Here is a 19,800-nt window from a genome sequence, read left to right as displayed (position 1 = left end):
GTGCCAGCAGCTTAGCGCATCTGGCGCTTCCTTGCCGGCTGCGCCGCGACGGCTTGCGGCGCAGCGGGCACTCCTTACGCGGCTTGCAGCGCCCCGATCTGCTCGAAGGCCCCCGTCAACGCTTGCGCCCTGGCTGCGTCGCTGACCTTGACGCCTTCGGCGCGCACGATCTCGATCTGCGTGACGCCGAGGAAACCGAGGAAGGCGCGCAGATGGCTTTCCTGGTGTTCCAGTGCCGCCATCGGCGTGTCGGCGCCGTAATAGCCGCCGCGCGTCGAGGCGATGATCACGCGCTTGCTGCCCAATAAACCTTCGGGGCCGTTGGCGCCGTACTGGAAGGTTTTGCCGGGCACGGCCAGCGCATCGAGCCACGATTTGAGCTGGCTGGGGATGGCGAAGTTGTACATGGGCGCGCCGATGACGATGACGTCGGCGGCCAGCACTTGCTCCAGCGCGCCGGCCAGCACTGCGCCGTCGGCGGCGCTGGGGGCAGCCGTAAATTGCGGCAATGGTTGCGCGGCCAGGTCATGGTACTGGACGGTGGCGCCGGGCGCGGCCGTTTGCAGGCGGGCGACGATGGCGGAGGACAATTGGCGGCTGAGGGAATGCTCGCCGAGGATGCTCGAATCGATGTGCAGGATGTTCATGTGGGCCTTCTTGGGTGGTATGATCGGGTGGTATGCTTTTGTAACCGAGTTAAATATAGTGACTATCAAATGAACGCACAAGAAGGCACTTTTTCCACACTGGGGCACACAGATGTGACTATTGGCGATGCCGCCGCGCAAGGAGAGGAGCTGGAACGGCGCATGCGCGACGAGGGCGGCCATGCGGGCGTGGCTGATTCCTGCCGCCCGATCACGGACATCCTCACGCGCGTGGGCGACAAATGGAGCGTGATGGTGGTGATATTGCTGGGCAATGGCACCAAGCGCTTCAACGAGATGCGCCGCCTGATCGGCGGCATCTCGCAGCGCATGCTGACATTGACCTTGCGCGGGCTGGAGCGCGACGGCCTGGTGACGCGCACCGTGTTTCCCACCGTGCCGCCGCGCGTCGACTACGCCTTGACGGACCTGGGCCGCTCGCTATTGATCCCCATCAGCGCGCTGGGCGCCTGGGCCCATGGCCACCGCGACGCCATTGATGCGGCGCGGCTGGCGTTTGACGCCCGGACGGCGAACCATTTGCTGTCCGGCGAATAAGTCACCTCAAGCCGCGCCAAACAGCTGCGCCATCGTCTGGCGCAGCCAGCGGTTCGACGCATCTTCATGGTAGCGCTCGTGCCAGTGCTGCTTGACTGAAAAGCTGGGCAGTTGTACGGGCAGGGGCAGGATGCGGAACGCTTCGTGGTTCTGCATCTGCAGCGCGTAGCGGTACGGTACCGTGACGATGTACTCGGTTTCGGCGACGATGCGTGACACACCGAGGAAACTGGGCAGTTTCAGCACGATGCGCCGCTGCACGCCAGCCGCCGCCAGTACTTTTTCCACGATGGAATGGCCCGTGCCCGAGCTTTTCACTTCGATATGCCCCTCCTGCAGGAACTCTTCCACCGTCATCGTGTCGCGGATGCGCGGGTGGCTGCTGGCCACCAGGCAGACAAAGTGCTGCTCGAACAGTTTTTGCTGATAAAACCCCGATTCCAGGTGCGGCATGAAGCCCACGGCCAGGTCCACTTCACCTCCCTCCAGGCGCTCGGGCGTGTCGGTGGCGATCTTCGACACGTCCAAGGTGATGCCGGGCCCGATCTGCTGCAGGTGGTTGAGCAGGGTGGGCAGCAGCACGATTTCACTGATGTCCGTCATGCAGATGGCAAATTCGCGCGTGCTGGCGGCCGGGTCGAACACGGGCTGGTCGGCCAGCGCATGCTGCCAGGCGGCGATCGCGGCGCGCACGTCCTGCACCGCGTTTTGCGCGCGCGGCGTCGGCTCCATGCCTTTCGAGGTGCGCGCAAACAGGCGGTCGCCGAAATGCGTGCGCAGCTTGCCCAGGCCGATACTTACCGTCGATTGCGGCAAGCCCAGGTTTTCCGCCGCGCGCGTCACATTGCGGCTTTTATAGATCTCGTCAAAGATGAACAGCAATTCGATATCGAAGCGCGACATGGGGAGCACCATTATTTAAAAACTTGATTGTGGCTATTGTATTCCATCGCTTTACCAAATATTGACCTGTCGGCACACTGCTTGCCATACCAAGAGCACGGCAAACGTGCATCGCGCAAGCACACAGATCAATTGGAGGAAAGAAATGGAACATACCCACAAGCCGTCCGTGCTGATCGTCGGCGGCGGCATCGGCGGCATGGCCGCCGCGCTGTCCCTGTCGCGCCTGGGGCTGGCCGTCACCGTGCTGGAACAGGCGTCGACCCTGGGCGAGATCGGCGCCGGCATCCAGCTGGCGCCCAACGCCTTCGCCGCGCTCGATGCCCTGGGCGTGGGCGAACGCACGCGCGCCAAGGCCGTGTTCACGGAGCGCCTGGTGATGATGGACGCCGTCGACGCGACCGAGGTAGGCACCTTTGTCGTCGACGCGGCCTTCCGCGAGCGCTTCAGCAATCCCTATGCCGTGATCCACCGCGCCGACATCCACGGCGCCATCCTCGACGCCGTGCGCATTTCGCCGCTGATCACCTTTGTGACGTCGTCGCAGGTGACGGACGTGGTGGAAGATGCGGACGGCGTCACCGTGCAGGATGCGGCGGGGCGCAGCTTCCGCGCCGATGCGCTGATTGGCTGCGACGGCGTCAAGTCCGTGATCCGCGAGCGCATCGTGGGCGACCAGGTCCGCGTTTCCGGCCATGTGGTCTACCGCGCCGTGGTGCCGGCGGCCGACATGCCGTCCGACTTGCGCTGGAACGCGCCCGTTGTCTGGGCCGGGCCGAACTGCCACCTCGTGCACTACCCGCTGCGCAATGGCGAGCAATACAACCTGGTGGTGACCTTCCACAGCCGCGAGCAGGAAGAATGGAGCGTCACGGACGGCAGCAAGGAAGAAGTGCTGTCCTACTTCGACGGCGTCCATGCGCAGCCGCGCCAGCTGCTGCACAAGCCGACATCGTGGAAACGCTGGAGCACGGCCGACCGCGACCCCGTCGCCAACTGGAGCACGAAGCGCATGACCTTGCTGGGCGACTCGGCCCACCCGATGCTGCAATACCTGGCGCAGGGCGCCTGCATGGCGCTGGAAGACGCCGTGACCCTGGGCGAAGCCGTGCGTGCATGCGACTTCGACATGGCTGCCGCCTTCCAGCTGTACCAGCGTTCGCGCATCGCCCGCACGGCGCGCGTGGTGCTGTCGGCCCGCGAGATGGGCCGGCTGTACCACGTCAAAGGCGTCGAGCGCCTGGTGCGCAATGACCTGTGGCGCGGTCGCACGCCCGCGCAATTCTATGAGGCGCTGGCCTGGCTGTATGGCTGGACGGCGCAAACCTGTCTGGCCACCACCGAGAAGGAGGCAGCATGACTTCCCATCAAACGCCCGAACGCGAAGCTTTATATGAAGCCCTGAGCGGCATGCATTTGTCGCCGCTGTGGCAATCCTTGCACACCCTCGTGCCGCCCCATCCGACGGCGCCGTATGCTCCCGCCCTGTGGCGTTATGCCGACATCGCGCCGCAGCTGGCGCGCGCCGGCGAAGTCATCACGGCCCACGAAGCCGTGCGCCGCGTGCTGGTGCTGGAAAATCCGGCCTTGTCTGGCCGCGCGTCCATCACGCAATCGCTGTACGCGGGCCTGCAGCTGATTTTGCCGGGTGAAGTGGCGCCCTCGCACCGCCACAGCCAGTCCGCGTTGCGCTTTGTGATCGAAGGGCAGGGCGCCTACACGACGGTGGCGGGTGAGCGCACCACCATGCACCCGGGTGACTTCATCATCACGCCGTCTTGGACCTGGCATGACCATGGCAACCTGGGTATCGACGGCGTCTGCGAGCCGGTGGTGTGGCTCGATGGCCTCGACATTCCCATGCTGCGCTATTTCGACTCGGGTTTCGCGGAAAACGACACGGAAGACAGCCAGACCGTCACCCGCCCGGAAGGCCAGAGCCTGGCCCGCTACGGCTACAACATGGCGCCCGTGAAGCAGTTGCACCAGGGCGCGACCTCGCCCATCTTCAACTACCCGTATGCCCGTTCGCGCGAGGCGCTGGAGCTGCTGTCGCGCACGGACGCCATCGACGACTGGCACGGCTACAAGCTGCGCTACACGAATCCGCTGACGGGCGGCTCGCCCATGCCCACCATGGCTACCTTCCTGCAGCTGCTGCCGAAAGGGTTTGCCGGCAAGCGCGCGCGCAGCACGGACGGCACCGTCTACAGCGTCGTCGAAGGCCACGGCAAGGTGACGATAGACGCGCAGGTGTTTGACTTCGCCCCGCGCGACACCTTCGTCGTGCCGTCGTGGGCTGCTGTCTCCTTTGACTGCCCGCTGGACGACGTCGTGCTGTTCAGTTTTTCCGACCGCCCAGTGCAGCTTGCCATGGGCGTGCTGCGCGAGCAGTTTTTGAGCGATTGATTTTTCACACAGGATTTCACCATGACCAACTTCATCTTCGTCCCTCAAGCCATCACCGGCCTGCCCATCGTCGGCAGCGACAGCCAGTTTCCCGTGCGCCGCATCTACTGCGTGGGCCGCAACTACGCCGCCCATGCGCGCGAAATGGGCTTCGATCCGGACCGCGAACCGCCATTCTTCTTTTGCAAGCCGAATGACGAGCAGTCCGTCGTACCCGTGCCGCCCGGCGTGACGGCCACCGTGCCGTATCCGGCGCAGACGTCGAACTACCACCATGAAATCGAACTGGTGGTCGCCATCGGCAAGGGCGGCAAGGACATCGCCCTGGAGGACGCGGCGTCGCACATCTTCGGCTACGGCGTGGGCCTGGACATGACGCGGCGCGACCTGCAGATGCGCATGCGCGAACAGGGGCGGCCATGGGAAATCGGCAAGGCCTTCGACTATTCGGCGCCCATCGGCGCGCTCACGCCCATCGCGGCGTCCGGCGAGATCACCACGGGCGCCATCGTGCTGGAAGTCGACGGCAAGGTCGTGCAGACAAGCGATTTGACGCACCTGATCTGGTCCGTCAATGAAGTCATCGCCAATCTGTCGACCCTGTTCGAACTGCAGCCGGGCGACATCATCATGACGGGCACGCCCGAAGGCGTGGGCGCCGTCACCGCTGGCCAGACGATGGATGCGCGCATAGACGGTTTGACGCCGATCACCGTCGCCGTCAAGTAAACCACCGGGCCAGCGCGGCACAGATCGCGCAGCCCAAGCGAACAATAACAACGGAGACAAGATAATGACTACCCACGCCGGCACCGACGTCCAGCACTTCCTCGACAGCCACCCGTTTTCCCGCTACCAGAAACTGATCCTCTGGCTATGCTTTCTGATCGTCGCCATCGACGGCTTCGACACGGCCTCGATCGGCTTCATCGCGCCGGCCATCCGCGCCGAGTGGGGCTTGACGCCCGCCGCGCTGGCGCCCCTGTTCGGCGCAGGGCTGTTTGGCCTGATGGCGGGGTCGTTTTTGTTCGGCCCCCTGGCCGACCGCTATGGCCGGCGTCCCGTGCTGATCGTCTCCGTGGCCTTCTTCGGCGCGGCCAGCCTGCTGTCGGCCTGGTCGACGGATCTGACCATGCTGCTGGTGCTGCGCTTCCTCACGGGGCTGGGCCTCGGCGGCGCCATGCCCACGTCGGTGACCATGACGTCCGAATACTGCCCGCAGCAGCGCCGTTCCGGCCTGGTGACCATGATGTTCTGCGGCTTTACCATCGGTTCCGCGCTGGGCGGCCTGGCGTCGGCGCAGTTGCTGCACCTGATCGGCTGGCGCGGCGTGCTGATGCTGGGCGGCGCCTTGCCGCTGCTGCTGGTGCCCGTGCTGCTGCTGGCGCTGCCCGAATCGCTGCGCTGGCTGGTGCTGAAAGGCCGCGATGGCAGCCAGGTGCTGAACATCGTGCGCCGCATCGCGCCCACCCTGGCCGCCTTGCCGCGCCTCGTCGTCAGCGACAAGAAACTGGCCGGTTCGCCCATGGCGGAACTGTTCCGCCCCGGCGTGCTCGGCGGTACCTTGCTGCTGTGGTCAACGTTCTTCATGAGTTTATTGATCATTTACCTGCTGTCGAGCTGGATGCCGACCTTGCTCAACGGTAATGGCCTGTCCTTGTCGAACGCTTCGCTGGTGACGATGATGTTCCAGGTGGGCGGCACCGTCGGCGCCATCATGCTGGGCCGCTGGATGGACCGCTACAGTCCCCATAAAGTACTGAGCATCGCTTACCTTGCCGCCGCCGGCTGCATCGTCGTCGTGGCCCTGTCGGGCAGCAGCCTGGCCTTGCTGGTGCTGGCCGTCTTTGGCGTGGGTTTTGGCGTCAGTGGTTCGCAAGTGGGCGCCAATGCGCTGGCCGCCGCGTTTTACCCGACGTCGAGCCGCGCCACGGGCGTCAGCTGGGCCGCCGCCGTGGGGCGCAGCGGCTCCGTGCTCGGCTCCATGGCCGGTGGCCTGATGCTGACCCTGAAACTCGATAACGAAACCATCTTCTTTTTGCTGGCCATTCCCGCCGTGCTGGCGTCCCTGGCCTTGCTGGCCATGGGCCGCCTGATGCGCACCCGAAATGCCGCCGGCGCCGTTCCTGTCACCCTGAAAGAAAGCACCGTATGAAATTGCATGGCTATTACCGCAGCTCCGCGTCCTACCGCGTGCGCATCGCGCTGAACCTGAAAAACCTGCATCCCGACACGGCGTATGTGCACCTGAGCCGCAATGGCGGCGAACAGTTCACGCCGGCGTTTTCCAGCCTGAACCCGCAGCACCTGCTGCCCGTGCTGGAAGACGGCGGCGCCGTGCTGACGCAATCCCTGGCCATCATCGAATACCTGGACGAGACGCAGGAGGGGCAAAAACTGCTGCCGGCCGATGCCCTGGGCCGCGCCCGCGTGCGTCAGCTGGCCATGGTGTGCGCCTGCGACATCCATCCGCTCAACAACCTGCGTGTCCTCAATTACCTGACGGGGCCTTTGGCCCTGTCGCAGGCGCAGAAGAACGCGTGGTACCAGCACTGGACCAATCTGGGCCTGGCCGCGCTGGAAGCGGAACTGGCAAATAGTCCCCACACGGGCCTGTTCTGCCATGGCGACACGCCCACCCTGGCCGATTGCTGCCTGGTGCCGCAGGTATACAACGCGCTGCGCTTCCAGTGCGACCTGGCGCCGTATCCCACGATACGCCGCATCGTCGCGCACTGCGAGGCGCTGCCGGCATTTCGCGAAGCGCACCCCGATGCGCAGCCAGACGCAGAATAAACCACAATAAACGGAGACAAGCATGAGAAAAATCAACGCCATCACCATGGCGCTGCTGGGCACGTGCGCCTGCAGCACCGCCTATGCGCAAGGCAGCGTCACCCTGTATGGAGTGCTCGACAGTTCGCTGGCCTACACGACGAATGCCAACGCGGCCGGCGACAGCGTCACCAAGATGCCCACCTTGACCGGTTCATTGCCGTCGCGTTTCGGCTTCAAGGGCGTGGAAGACCTGGGCGGTGGCTTGCAGGCGATCTTTGCGCTGGAATCGGGCTTCGGCGTCGATACGGGCGTCGCGGGGCAAGGCGGGAGACTGTTCGGCCGCCAGTCGTGGGTGGGCCTGAAGGGCCGCTATGGCAGCGTGATGCTGGGGCGGCAGATGAACATGTCGTTCTGGGCCACGCAAAAGTCCGACATCATGGGGCCGGCCCTGTTTTCCATCAGCAGTCTCGATCTGTACCTGCCGAACGCCCGCAGCGACAACGCCATCGGTTACCTGGGCACGTTTTCCGACGTGACCGTGGGCGCCACCTACAGCCTGGGGCGCGATGCCTCGGCGGCGGGCGGGCCGGCAGCTACGGGCTGCGCGGGCGAAGTGGCGGGCAATGCCAAGGCCTGCCGCCAGATTACCGCCTTGCTGGGCTACGACACGGGCCGCGACGGCGCCACGGCGTCGTACGACATCATGTACGGCAACGCAGGCGCGGCCAACGGCCTCACGTCGAGCCGCCACTTCGACCGCCGCGTGATCGCCAGCGCTTATGCCATGTTTGATCAACTGAAAATCGGCGGCGGCATCATCGACCGCACCATCCGGGCCGCCGGGGGGGCCGTCGACTCGCAACTGCTGTATGTGGGCGCCGCCTGGCCGCTCGCGCCAGCGCTGGTGCTTGACGGCCAGGTGGCCAAACTGGCCGTGAAGGACAGCCCGAACGATGCCACCCTGGCCACCGCGCGCCTGACCTATCACCTGTCCAAGCGCACGGCCATCTACGGCGCCATCGGCCGCATGGACAACGATGGCGCGGCGGCCGTGGCGCTGGACGCGGGCGGCACGGTGGGTGCGGGGCGCACGCAGAATGGCGTGATGGCGGGCGTGCGCCATTTCTTCTGACGTCCTATGAGCTGCCTTGCATGTCGTGCCGGTAGCGCGCCGGCGGCAGCTCGAACTGGGTCTTGAAGAAGCGGGTGAACGCGCTTTGCGAGGAAAAGCCCAGGCGTTCGCCGATTTCCACCACGCTCAGACTCGTTTCGCGCAGCAAACGGCGCGATTCGCGGCTTTTGGCGCGCAGTTCCAGTGCGCGGAACGATGTTTGCTCCTGCTGCAGCTGGCGTTGCAGGGTCCAGCGGTTCATCGCCAGGCCGTCGCACAGGGCCGGCAGCAGCGCGGCGCCGTCGGCATCTCCTGCGCCTTGCCGGCCCAGCAAATCGATGATGGCTTGCTCCACGCGGGCCGAAAATAGCTGCGCGCCCTGCAACTGCTGTAATTGCCCCTGCGCGTGCCGCAGCGCGTGCGGCGCCAGCATGGCGTTGAACTGGACGAAGGGCCGGTCCAGCGCCGGCGCGTCAAACGTCAGCGTGTTGCGCGCCTGACCAAAGGTGGCGGCGGCGCCGAAGCACTCGGCAATGGCCGGCGCGAACCACGGCGCCTTGCCATGGAAGCCGGCATGGAAGGCGGTGGCCGCGCCATCGTCGTAGGCGCGCGCCACCAGCGACAGCATGCGGAAATTGGCCAGCGCCTGCATGGCGCCTCCCAGCGGGCAGAACTCGGACAGGTATTCGATCTCGATGCGCGTGCCATTTTCGCTCATCAGCATGAAGTCGAATTCGCCGATCAGGCCCCGCAAGTGCAGCAGCTCGTGCAGCGCGCTGCGCAGGGTGGGGCGGTTGAAGCAGACGTGGGCGATGCCCGAGTAATGCGCGAACCAGTGCGTCACGTCGAGGTCGAGAATCGCCCGGTGCTGCGGCAGTTGCTGCGCATAAGCCGTCATGCGGCGGTGACGCTCGGCGTTGATGCGCCCGCCAGGCTCGTTCAGCTGCGCCGGCGTGATGCCGGTCTGCCGGAAGAAGTCGGCGGGGTCGTGCCCATCGGCTTGCATGGCGCGCGCGCATTGCTGCGCAATCCGGTTCGAAACCGTGCGCGTATCGGGTTTGTGCAAGGGTGTCTCCTGCTTGTTGTAGTAATTTTTCACAAATATTAGCACTTTGTAGGAGATTGTTGGTTCTCATGCCATCTAACCAAAAATTGTTCTCGCGGGTATAAAGCGCGTGCTGCGCGGTCAAGAAACTCACGCATTCTCACGCTATATTGATTTCGGGCTGGCCCTGATGCCACCCGGATACCTACAAAAACAGTCTTGGAGATAATGATGAATTGCACTATGAAACCGATGGCCCGCATGGTCGCCGGCTGCGTCGCCACGCTTGCCCTGGCCGCCTGCGGCAATAACGGCAGCGAGCAATACACGCAGCCCGTGTTTGGCGCCACCACCTACAGCCAGATCCAGGTCGACGGCTATACCTTCAAGGACATGAACCGCAACGGCAAGATCGACCCGTATGAAGACTGGCGCCTGCCAGCCGAAGCGCGTGCCGACGATTTGTTGTCCCGCATGAGCCTTGATGAAAAAGCGGGCCTGATGATGCACGGCACGGCGCCCACCGTGTCCGACCCTTCCGGCATCGGCCTGGGCGGCGCGTATGACTTGACGGCCCTGCAAGACCTGATCGTTAAGCAGTACGTCAACACCTTCATTACCCGCATGGCGGGCGATACGGCCAATATGGCGGCCCAGTACAACAAGGTGCAGGCAATCAGCGAAACCTCGCGCCATGGCATTCCCGTGTCCATCAGCACGGACCCGCGCCACCATTTCCAGTACACGGTGGGCGCCAGCGCCGGCACCAAGGGATTTTCCCAGTGGCCGGAAACCCTGGGCCTGGCCGCCATCGGCGACGATGCGCTGGTGCGCCGCTTCGGCGACATCGCGCGCCAGGAGTACCTGGCCGTCGGCATCACGCAGGCCCTGTCGCCGCAGGCGGACCTGGCCACCGAGCCGCGCTGGTCGCGCATCAACGGCACCTTTGGCGAAGATGCGGATCTGGCCAAGCGCATGGTGCAGCACTATATCGAGGGCTTCCAGGATGGGAACACGGGCCTGCATGACGGCAGCGTGGTAGCCGTCGTCAAGCACTGGGTCGGCTACGGCGCCACGAAAGAGGGCTTCGATGGCCACAATTACTATGGCCGCTACATGACTTACCCGGGCAACAACTTTGCCTACCACGTGAAGCCGTTCGAAGGCGCGTTCACGGCCAAGGCGGCCTCCGTCATGCCGACCTACGCTCTGCCGGACGGCAATATCACCATCGACGGCATCACCTTGGAGCAGGTGGCGGCCGGTTTCAGCAAGACCATGCTGACGGACTTGCTGCGCGGCAAATACGGCTTCGAGGGTGTGATCCTTTCCGACTGGGGCATCACTTCCGACTGCGACGCCAATTGCCGCAACGGCACGGCGCCGGGCGTGGCGCCTTCCTTCATCGGCTTCGGCACGCCGTGGGGCATGGAAGACGCCACCAAGGCCGAGCGCTATGTCAAGGCCGTGACGGCCGGGATGGACCAGTTTGGCGGCGTGACGGAAGCGCCCTACCTGACGCAAGCCGTGCAGCGGGGCCAGCTGACGGAAACGCGCATCAACGCGTCGGCGCGGCGCATCCTGATCCAGAAATTCAAGCAGGGTCTGTTCGAGCATCCGTTCGTCGATGCGGCCAAGGCGGCCACCACGGTGGGCAAGGCGGACTTCATCGAGGCAGGCCTGGAGGCCCAGCGCCGCTCGCTGGTTCTGCTGGAGAACAAGGAAAAGGTCTTGCCGCTGGCGGCCAACGTCAAGAAAGTCTACCTGTACGGCATCGATGCGGCCGTGGCGCAGCAGTATGGCTACACGGTGGTCGCCACGCCGCAGGAAGCGGACGTGGCCCTGCTGCGCGTGGCCGCGCCGTATGAAACCCTGCACCCGAACTACATCTTCGGCAGCATGCAGCACGAGGGCCGCCTCGATTACGTGGACGGCAATGCCGACTACGAGGCGATCAAGAACGCGGCGAAGTTCGCGCCGAAGACGGTGGTCACCGTGTACCTGGACCGCCCGGCCATCCTCGGCAACGTGCAGGACAAGGCCAGCGCCATCCTCGCCAACTTCGGCGTGAGCGACGGCGCGCTGTTCGATGTCCTGACGGGCAAGGCCAAGCCGCAAGGCAAGCTGCCGTTCGAACTGCCTTCGTCGATGGCCGAAGTGCAGGTGCAGAAATCGGACGTGCCGTATGACACGGCCCATCCGCTGTACAAGTTCGGCTACGGGCTGGCGTACTAAAACGCTGCTGTTCAGGCTTGCTGGCGCCAGGCTTGGCTGTCGAGCGCGTCGAGGAAGCGCGCGGCGGGCCAGTCCTGCGCCAGCGCTTCGTGCATGAGCTGCTGCTGCGTGGGCGGGGCCATGCCGCCGATCGGTTGATCACGATCAAGGTTGCTGGGGAAGGCATAGCCTTCTGCGCAGGCGGCAATCGCGTGAACAATCCCATCGGCGGACAGGGTTTCCTCTGCCCGCAAGGCCTGCAGGGCCGGATACAGCGCGGCGCTCATGGCGCGGCGGTCCAGCGCTTCCATGGCGCGACCGAACGGCGACGACACTTGCAGCAGGTTGGCCATGCGGCGGATGTCGGGCGAGCGGTTGTGGCCCGCCGCATGGAACAGGGCGGGGTTGAAGAAGACGGCGTCGCCTTGTGACAGCGGCAGCTGCACGCAATGCCGGGCAAAATAGTCGCGGAAAGGCCGCTGCTGCCAGGCGAGGAAACCGGCCTGGTAGCGCTGCGAATAGGGCAGGTACAGGGTGGGGCCGGATGCCAGCGGCATGTCGCAGTGGGCGACGGCGCCCTGCAAGGTCAGGAGAGCCGACATCTGGTGCACGGGCGCGGGATAGGCGGCGCAGCTGGCGGCGCTCTGGAAGCCCAGGTGATAGTCGCGGTGCGGCGCCTGGGCCGCCCCGCCCGGGTTGACGACGTTCACTTGCGCCGTCATCTGGTAGGCGGGACCGAGCCAGGCCTCGGCGATCCACGCGAAGACGGGATTGCTGTAATAGCGCGCGAACGCTTCGGGCGCGCGCAGACACAGTTTTTGCTGGGCGTTCCAGATACGGTCATTCGCGCCCGGTTTGGCGAAATGGTCGCCGCCCGCCTGGCCGCTCGCGTGCTGTTCGGCGATCAGTGCGCGAAACACGCCGCTCACCTGTTCCAGCGTCGCCGTGTCGTCGATGGCGCGCTGGAGCACGATGACGCCGGGGCCATCCATCAGCGCCTTGCCCCATTCAGCCTGCAGCGCGCGCAGCGACGCCTTGCTGGCGGCCAGTGCACGCACCTGGTCGCAATCGTAGACGAGAATATTTTCTTTCACCGCAGTGGCGTGGGGATAGTCGGCCAGCGCCGTGCCTTGGCTGATGGTGCGGATGAAGTCATCGAGCTGGCAGTCTTGCTGCGACAGCCAGAAGGGCGCGGGCGGCGCGGCGTCTTGGGTGATCATGCGGTGTCTCCGTTGTTTAAGTTGTAGAATCAGTATAGGGATGAAAATCCGCTTTTTTCATCAGGAAATCCATCAAAAAACCATCAAAAAATTATTTAATAGAATGGACATGGCATGACGCATCCGTTTCCCGTCAAGGTCGTGGCGCTGCAGGCCGGCGTCAGCGTGGCCACCGTCGACCGCGTGATCAAGCAGCGCGGCGGCGTGCATGCCAATACGGTGCGCCGCGTGATGCAGGCGCTCGATGAACTGGCGCGGCAAAGCACGCAGGTGGGCCTGTCCGGCAGAAAATTCATGCTCGACGTGCTGATGGTGGCGCCGCGCCGCTTTACGGACGCCGTGCGCGCCGCACTCGAATCGGAGCTGCCATCCTTGCATCCGGCCGTGCTGCGCTCGCGCTTTCACCTGCATGAAACCCTGGAGGTGGATGGCATCGTCGAGCAGCTCGAACGCATCCGCAAGAACGGCAGCCACGGCGTGCTGCTGAAAGCACCGGACTTGCCGCCCGTGGCCGAGGCGGTGGGCCGGCTGGCTGCGGCCGGCATCCCCGTGGTGACCCTGGTGACGGACTTGCCAGCGTCCGCGCGCCGCAGCTATGTGGGCATGGATAACCGCGCCGCAGGGGAGACGGCTGCTTACCTGATCGGCCAGTGGCTGGGCAGCGCGAGAAAGAAACAGCAGGTGCTGGTGACCCTGAGCAGCAACCGCTTTCATGGCGAGGAAGAGCGCGAGATCGGCTTTCGCCGCGCGCTGCGCGAACGGCACCGCCATTTATCCATCGTCGAAGTGAGCGAAGGCCACGGCATCGATGGCGCCACGGGCGCGCTGGTGCGCCAGGCTCTGGCCGCGCATCCCGCCATCGCCGCCGTGTATTCGATCGGCGGCGGCAATGCCGCCATCGTGCGGGCATTCGCGCAGGCGGACCGGCCCTGCCAGGTCTTCATCGGTCATGACCTGGACGCGGACAACGTGGCGCTGCTCAAGTCGGGCGCCATCCAGGCCGTGCTGCACCATGACCTGGGCCAGGACATGCGCCGCGCCTGCCAAGAGGTGCTGCGGGCGCAGGGCGCGCTGCCGGCCCTGGCGCAGCCGGCGCCCTTGTCCTCCATCCAGGTGGTCACGCCGTGGAATCTGCCCGCGTTGAATTGCCTGACTTGATTGCCGTTTTCTCCGCTCGAACTGATGGTGAGCCGCTACCTCTGTTACGGCGCGCTGATAGCGGCGGAAGGACGGGCGTAGCGAAAAATACATCGTTGCCAGCCTGCCGTTTGCACTGGGTGGGCCGTATAATGACCTTCATTTGCCGGCCATCCAGGGAGTTCCGCTTGCAGCTACCGATCCGTTATCCGAACATGCCGCAACTGCTGCTGAAGGCCCGCGACAGCCTGCTCCAGCATTTCCGTCCCATCCTCAATCACTTCGGCGTGACGGAGCAGCAGTGGCGCATCATGCGCGCGCTGAATGAAAGTCCGACCCTGGAACCGCGCGAGCTGTGCGAGATCTGCCAGATATCGAGTCCCAGCATGAGCGGCATCCTGGCGCGGATGGAAGAAATCGGCCTGATCGGGCGCAGCAAGTTCGAAGGCGACCAGCGCCGCCGCAAGGTGCACCTGTCGGAAGCGGGCGCCAGTTTGCTGATGCAGATGGGTAAGCTCATCGACCTGCAATATGCCCACCTGGAAGCGGCCTATGGCAAGCAGGTGTTCGAAGACATGCGCCGCACCCTGGAAGCCTTCATTGCCCTCGAAACTTTGCCGGTGGCGCCCGCCATCCTGCGCTGACCTTCCCGGTTCCCCCGTTTTTCTGCCCGCCTGACTATCCACCGGGCGCGTGTTTTCCGACACGCGCAGCCGCTGCTTTCCCCATATCTGTTCCGCGTATTTCCGCACGTTGCGGGGCGTGCGGCCGCACGCCTGCCGATTTTGCTATAAGACACAAGAAAGTTTTGCTATAAGACTACGCCTTACAGTCAATTACTTACATGTGAGTAAATAAGCGTATAATTTGCTCCACTTGATTCAAATCAAGAAGAACAGCGGACGCCCCACTCGTGGGAGGGGGGAGCACTGCGGCGCCACGCCTGTATGTCGCCATCACGGCGGTAATACTTGTTGGACGTACAATAAAACAGGAAAATCAGGAAAAAATGAACATTACATGCATGCGCGCTGCGGCGCTGGCCGTCTCCACGCTCATCGGCGCAAACGTTTGCGCCCAAAGCAATGTCACGATTTACGGCGTGGTCGACGCGGCCATGGCGTACACGGGCAACCAGGGCGGCAATTCGAACACCTACATGCGCAGCGGCAGCTTGTCCGCCAGCAAGATCGGTTTCCAGGGCGTGGAAGACCTGGGCGGCGACCTGAAGGCGCTGTTCCTGCTGGAAAACGGTTTTGAAAGCGATACGGGCGCGCAAAGTTCTGCCAGTGCCCTGTTCAACCGCCAGGCTTACGTGGGCTTGCAATCGACCGCTTACGGCAGCGTGACGGCCGGCCGCCAGTACACGCCGTACTACCTGCTGGTGGGCTCGCTGGCGTCGAGCAATGTCTTGACGGGAGCCACCGGCGCCCACCCGGGCGATATCGACGGCCTTGATACGACCGTGCGCATCAGCAATTCCGTCACCTACAGCATGCCGGCATGGCGCGGTCTGCAGGCCAGCGCGCAGTACGGTTTTGGCGAAGCGTCTGATGGCAATGCCGTGGGCAGCACCTTCAGCGCCGCCGTCAAATACAGCACTGCGCCGGCCGAATTCGCGCTCGGCTACCTGAAACTGAAAAATGGACAGAATGGCGCCGGCTGGAGCGACAACGCATCGGGCAGCTTTGGCATCTCTGCCCTCAACCGTGGCTACGCCTCGGCGGACAGCATAGCGTTCATCGCCGCCAGCGCGCGCTACACCATGGGCAAGTGGATGGTGGGCGCGAATGCCAGCAACGTGCAGTACCAGGCAGGCAGCCGCTCGGCCTTCCGCGACACGGCCATCTTCAACACGGCCGGCCTGATCTCGAGCTACCAGCTGACGCCGCAATGGTTCCTGTCCGCCGGCTATAGCGACACCTTCGCCAGCCACGCCAACGGCGTGTCGGACCGCGCGCGCTACCGCCAGCTGTCGCTCGAACAGAATTACGCGCTGTCCAAGCGCACGGCGATCTACCTGATCGAAGCGCGCCAGCTGGCGCGCGGCCAGACCCTGGGCCAGGACGGCGCCATCGTCAACGCCGTCGCTTCGGTCGGCGATTCGCAAAACGGCACGCCGTCGTCGAACGGCGGGCAGACGGTGGTCATGGTCGGTCTCAAGCATTCTTTCTGAACGGTTGCTGAACTCACGGGAGCTTCAATTGGACGCTACACATCACAAGGAGGGCCGCGGCCCTCTGAATCCCGGCCGCCGCATGGTGCTGGCCGGTTTGCTGTCGGCGTCGGCCGCGGCGCTGATTCCCTGGGCGCTGGCCGCACCGGTCGCCAATGCGGAGCAGGGCGCCTTCCTCGGCGTGTCGGCCATGCTGGTCGGGCGCCAGGTGCTCGACCCCGTGCTGGCCAGGCGCCTGTATGACGCACTGGTGGCGCAGGACGCCGCCTTCCCGGCGAAGGTGCGCGCGCTGCTGGCGCTGATCAACGCGCAGGGCTTGCAGGCGGCCGGCCTGCAGGAAGCGCTCGACGGGCTCGATCCGGCCCAGTCGCCGCTGGCGGCCTTGCCGCGCCAGATCGCCAGCGCCTGGTACCTGGGCATCGTCGGCACGGGCGAGGCGGCCGTCTGCGTCGCCTACGAGCAGGCGCTGAACGCTGCCGTCGTGGCCGACGTGCTCAAGCCTCCCACGTATTCCTACGGCGCCTACGGCAGCTGGGCCAGAAAACCAATTTAAGGAGCCATCATGGCTGAAGAACTCTCCGCCGATTACCTCGTGATCGGCTCCGGCATCATCGGTTCCCTGGCCGCGCGCAAGCTCGCGCTGGCGGGTGCCTCGGTGCTGATCCTGGAAGCGGGGCCGCGCGTGTCGCGCGGCGAAATCGTCGCCCGTTTCCGCAACACGACGCGCCGCAGCGACTGGATGTCGCCGTATCCGTCGGTGGCCACGGCGCCGCACCCGATCTACCAGCCGACCGATAACGGCCACCTGGTGCAGGCCGGCCCGTATCCGTACCCGGCCGAATACATCCGCCAGTTCGGCGGCACCTCGTGGCACTGGGCTGCGCAGGCGTGGCGCAATGTGCCGAACGATTTCCGCATCCATACCCTGTATGGCGTGGGCGTCGACTGGCCGATCAGCTATGCAGATCTGGAACCGTTCTACCAGGAAGCGGAAGAAATCATGGGCGTCTCGGGTGCCGACAATACGGGTTCGCCGCGCAAGCAGGCCTTCCCGATGGACCCCGTGACGGAGCCGTACGCCATGCGCCGCATTCGCGAACGCCTCGACCCGTCGTTCAAGGTCGTCGGCAACACGGTGGCGCGCAACAGCGCCAGCTACGATGGCCGCCCGGCCTGCTGCGGCAACAACAGCTGCCAGCCGATCTGCCCTATCGACGCGCAATACCACGGCGGCATCGCCGCGCAGCAGGCGGAAGACGCGGGCGTCAAGATCGTCTGCAACGCCAACGTCTACAAGCTGGAACACGATGCGCAGGGCCGCATCACGGCGGCCCTGTACTACGACGTGGACAAAAACAGCCACCGGGTCACGGCCAAGACCTTTATTCTGGCGGCCAACGGCATCGAAAGCCCCCGTTTGCTGCTCGTTTCCGCCTCGGACACATATCCGAACGGCCTGGCCAACAGCAGCGACATGGTGGGCCGCAACCTGATGGACCACCCGAGCACGTCGATCACCTTCGACGCCGATGAAGACCTGTGGCTGGGCCGGGGCCCGCAAAGCCCCAATTCCATCAACACCATGCGCGATGGCGACTTCCGCAGCCAGCATTCGCCGTACCGCCTGGATTTCACGAACATTTCGAGAGTCGATGGCGCCACCAGGGAACTGATCGGCAAGGGCGTGTTTGGCGAAGAGTTCGAACAGCAGCTGCGTTTCCGCTCGGCCCGTGAAATGAGCCTGAAAAACGTGCTGGAAGTGCTGCCGAACCCGGAAAACCGCATTGCCCTCAGCAGTGAAAAGGATGCCATGGGCATCCCCAAGCCGCAGGCGCATTATGCGATCGATGAGTACACCAAGCGTGGCCACGAGCGTTCGAAGCAGGATTTCGAGCAGATCGCCAAGCTGATGGGCGGCACCAACCTGCGTCACAGCAAGGAAGGCGTGTTCGCCAACAACCAGCACATCTGCGGCACCCTGTCGATGGGTTCCGACCCGGCCAAGGCCGTGTGCGACCAGTGGGGTCGCACGTTTGACCACGTCAACCTGTTCCTGTGCAGCACCGGCGTGCTGCCCACGTCCGGCACCTGCAATTCGACGGAAAACGGCCTGGCCGTGGCACTGCGCACCGTCAAGCACATCCTCGATGAACAACAGGGAGGAACGGCATGATGGCGGCCTACCGACTGGCGGCGGGTGCCGCCTTGCTATCCCTTGCGGCCTTGCCGGTGCTGGCGGCGCAAGCGCCGGGCGCGGACGTGCAGTCGATCGAACGTGGCCGCTACCTGGCCACGGCGGGCGACTGCATTGCCTGCCATAGCGTACCTGGCGGCAAACCGATGGCGGGCGGCCTGGCCCTGGCCACGCCGCTGGGCGCCATTGTCGCCACCAACATCACGCCGTCGATAACGCATGGCATCGGCAACTACACGCTCAAGCAGTTTTCCGACGCCGTGCGCCATGGCGTGCGCGCCGACGGCGCCAACCTGTATCCGGCCATGCCCTACACGGCCTACGCCAAGGTGACGGATGACGATACGGCCGCCCTGTACGCCTACTTCATGCATGGCGTGGCGGCGGTGGACACGGCGCCGGCGCAAACGACGGACTTGCCGTTCCCGTTCAACATCCGCCTGTCGATGGCGGGCTGGAATCTGCTCTTCCTCGACAAGAAGCCCTTCGTGGCCGATGCGTCGAAAAGCATGGAGTGGAACCGCGGCGCCTACCTGGCGCAAGGCCTGGCCCACTGCACCACGTGCCACACGCCGCGCAATGCGCTGATGGCCGAGCAACTGTCGAAGGAGCTGGGCGGGGCCGACCTGGGCACCTGGTACGCGCCGAACATCACGTCGGACGCCAACAGCGGCGTGGGCGGCTGGAGCCAGCAGGAACTGGCCGGCTACCTGCGCACGGGCCGCGCGGCCAACAAGGCGCAGGCGGCGGGACCGATGGCCGAAGCCATCGACCATAGCCTGAAGCACCTGAGCGATGCGGACTTGAACGCCATCGCGCACTACATCAAGAGCGTGCCCGCCATCCGCGACAAGGCGGACGTGAAGCCTGTGACGCAATGGGGCCAGGCGGGCGACGAGTTGAGCAGCATACGCGGCGTGCCGCTGCCGCAAAATCTGAACAGGATGTCGGGCGCGCAGCTGTACGATGCGCAGTGCGCCAGCTGCCACCAGGCCAGGGGCGAGGGCAGTTTCGACGGCAGCTTGCCGCCGCTGTTCCACAACTCGGTGACGGGCCGCAGCAACAGCAACAACCTGGTGATGGCGATCCTCGATGGCGTCGAGCGGCAGGATGGCAGGGGTGCCCATGCGAGTCATCTGATGCCCGCCTTCCGCCAGACCCTGTCGGACGAGCAGATCGTCACCTTGGGCAATTACGTGCAGAAGATGTACGGCAATCCCGCCATCAAGGTGACGGCGGAACAGGTGACGACCCTGCGCAATGGCGGCGCGCCGTCAAACCTGATCGACCTGGCCCGCGCGGGCATCATCGTCGGCGTGCTGGTGTTGCTGGCCTTGCTGGTATGGTGGCGGGGACGGCGGCGCAAGCCGGTGTAAGCGTGAATTGATCGCATAAGCTGGGGCCAGAC

The 19,800-nt window shown here is 64.8% G+C and carries 18 protein-coding genes; 14 read left to right on the top strand and 4 right to left on the bottom strand.

Going from position 1 to position 19,800, the window contains the following annotated elements; genetic code table 11:
- Positions 1–74: 74 nt before the first annotated feature.
- Positions 75–647 (bottom strand): FMN-dependent NADH-azoreductase, encoded by a 573-nt coding sequence (locus CSQ93_RS06745; RefSeq protein ID WP_099377365.1) that lies wholly within the window; start codon positions 645–647, stop codon positions 75–77.
- Between the two features lie 162 nt (positions 648–809).
- Here CSQ93_RS06745 and CSQ93_RS06740 point away from each other — a divergent pair, with 162 nt between their 5' ends.
- The gene (locus tag CSQ93_RS06740) at positions 810–1,205 is read left to right on the top strand and encodes a winged helix-turn-helix transcriptional regulator (protein WP_099377364.1); all 396 of its coding nucleotides are present in this window, start codon (positions 810–812) and stop codon (positions 1,203–1,205) included.
- 6 nt (positions 1,206–1,211) lie between these two features.
- On the opposite strand, the gene CSQ93_RS06735 is transcribed toward CSQ93_RS06740, so the two are convergent.
- Entirely contained in the window at positions 1,212–2,108 is an 897-nt protein-coding gene (locus CSQ93_RS06735) for a LysR family transcriptional regulator (protein WP_099377570.1), read from the bottom strand.
- Between the two features lie 145 nt (positions 2,109–2,253).
- Between CSQ93_RS06735 and CSQ93_RS06730 the strand changes: the two genes are divergently transcribed.
- From CSQ93_RS06730 to CSQ93_RS06705, 6 genes are all read left to right on the top strand, one after another.
- Positions 2,254–3,468: a 3-hydroxybenzoate 6-monooxygenase gene (locus CSQ93_RS06730; protein WP_099377363.1), complete on the top strand. Its 1,215-nt coding sequence runs from the start codon at positions 2,254–2,256 to the stop codon at positions 3,466–3,468.
- Positions 3,465–4,517 carry a gentisate 1,2-dioxygenase gene (gene gtdA / locus CSQ93_RS06725; RefSeq protein ID WP_099377362.1) on the top strand — a complete coding sequence of 351 codons (1,053 nt, stop codon included), beginning with the start codon at positions 3,465–3,467 and terminating at the stop codon, positions 4,515–4,517. Before CSQ93_RS06730 ends, gtdA begins: the two co-directional genes overlap by 4 nt.
- Positions 4,518–4,538: 21 nt before the next feature.
- Positions 4,539–5,246 (top strand): fumarylacetoacetate hydrolase family protein, encoded by a 708-nt coding sequence (locus CSQ93_RS06720; protein ID WP_099377361.1) that lies wholly within the window; start codon positions 4,539–4,541, stop codon positions 5,244–5,246.
- Positions 5,247–5,310: 64 nt separating this feature from the next.
- Positions 5,311–6,672 (top strand): MFS transporter, encoded by a 1,362-nt coding sequence (locus tag CSQ93_RS06715; RefSeq protein WP_099377360.1) that lies wholly within the window; start codon positions 5,311–5,313, stop codon positions 6,670–6,672.
- Entirely contained in the window at positions 6,669–7,313 is a 645-nt protein-coding gene (gene maiA / locus CSQ93_RS06710; protein ID WP_099377359.1) for a maleylacetoacetate isomerase, read from the top strand. Before CSQ93_RS06715 ends, maiA begins: the two co-directional genes overlap by 4 nt.
- A 22-nt stretch (positions 7,314–7,335) precedes the next feature.
- Positions 7,336–8,427, top strand: a complete 1,092-nt coding sequence (locus tag CSQ93_RS06705) for a porin (RefSeq protein ID WP_099377358.1) — start codon at positions 7,336–7,338, stop codon at positions 8,425–8,427.
- A 4-nt stretch (positions 8,428–8,431) separates the two neighbouring features.
- Here the strand turns inward: CSQ93_RS06705 and CSQ93_RS06700 are convergent, their stop codons facing one another.
- Positions 8,432–9,472, bottom strand: coding sequence for a helix-turn-helix transcriptional regulator (locus CSQ93_RS06700; RefSeq protein ID WP_158301154.1), 1,041 nt, complete (start codon positions 9,470–9,472; stop codon positions 8,432–8,434).
- 222 nt (positions 9,473–9,694) lie between these two features.
- On the opposite strand from CSQ93_RS06700, the gene CSQ93_RS06695 reads away from it, so the two are divergent.
- Positions 9,695–11,686: a glycoside hydrolase family 3 protein gene (locus CSQ93_RS06695; RefSeq protein ID WP_099377356.1), complete on the top strand. Its 1,992-nt coding sequence runs from the start codon at positions 9,695–9,697 to the stop codon at positions 11,684–11,686.
- Between the two features lie 11 nt (positions 11,687–11,697).
- Here CSQ93_RS06695 and CSQ93_RS06690 read toward each other — a convergent pair whose 3' ends face one another.
- Positions 11,698–12,885, bottom strand: coding sequence for a phytanoyl-CoA dioxygenase family protein (locus CSQ93_RS06690; RefSeq protein WP_099377355.1), 1,188 nt, complete (start codon positions 12,883–12,885; stop codon positions 11,698–11,700).
- Between the two features lie 114 nt (positions 12,886–12,999).
- Here CSQ93_RS06690 and CSQ93_RS06685 point away from each other — a divergent pair, with 114 nt between their 5' ends.
- From CSQ93_RS06685 to CSQ93_RS06660, 6 genes are all read left to right on the top strand, one after another.
- On the top strand, positions 13,000–14,043 hold the full coding sequence (locus CSQ93_RS06685) for a LacI family DNA-binding transcriptional regulator (protein ID WP_099377354.1): 1,044 nt from the start codon (positions 13,000–13,002) through the stop codon (positions 14,041–14,043).
- Between the two features lie 167 nt (positions 14,044–14,210).
- Positions 14,211–14,666 carry a homoprotocatechuate degradation operon regulator HpaR gene (gene hpaR / locus CSQ93_RS06680; protein WP_233516081.1) on the top strand — a complete coding sequence of 152 codons (456 nt, stop codon included), beginning with the start codon at positions 14,211–14,213 and terminating at the stop codon, positions 14,664–14,666.
- Positions 14,667–15,031: 365 nt separating this feature from the next.
- On the top strand, positions 15,032–16,198 hold the full coding sequence (locus CSQ93_RS06675) for a porin (RefSeq protein WP_233516080.1): 1,167 nt from the start codon (positions 15,032–15,034) through the stop codon (positions 16,196–16,198).
- 28 nt (positions 16,199–16,226) lie between these two features.
- A complete protein-coding gene (locus tag CSQ93_RS06670) occupies positions 16,227–16,751 on the top strand; it encodes a sorbitol dehydrogenase family protein (RefSeq protein ID WP_233516079.1) in 525 nt (174 codons plus the stop codon).
- Positions 16,752–16,760: 9 nt separating this feature from the next.
- Positions 16,761–18,371 carry a GMC family oxidoreductase gene (locus CSQ93_RS06665; protein WP_099377351.1) on the top strand — a complete coding sequence of 537 codons (1,611 nt, stop codon included), beginning with the start codon at positions 16,761–16,763 and terminating at the stop codon, positions 18,369–18,371.
- Positions 18,368–19,768 carry a cytochrome c gene (locus CSQ93_RS06660; protein WP_099377350.1) on the top strand — a complete coding sequence of 467 codons (1,401 nt, stop codon included), beginning with the start codon at positions 18,368–18,370 and terminating at the stop codon, positions 19,766–19,768. The genes CSQ93_RS06665 and CSQ93_RS06660 overlap by 4 nt, the downstream gene beginning before the upstream one ends.
- Positions 19,769–19,800 lie beyond the last annotated feature (32 nt).

The organism is Janthinobacterium sp. BJB426, from assembly GCF_002735705.1.
In the GTDB taxonomy this organism is placed as follows: Bacteria; Pseudomonadota; Gammaproteobacteria; order Burkholderiales; family Burkholderiaceae_D; genus Janthinobacterium.
This window is presented reverse-complemented; position numbering and strand designations above follow the sequence as displayed.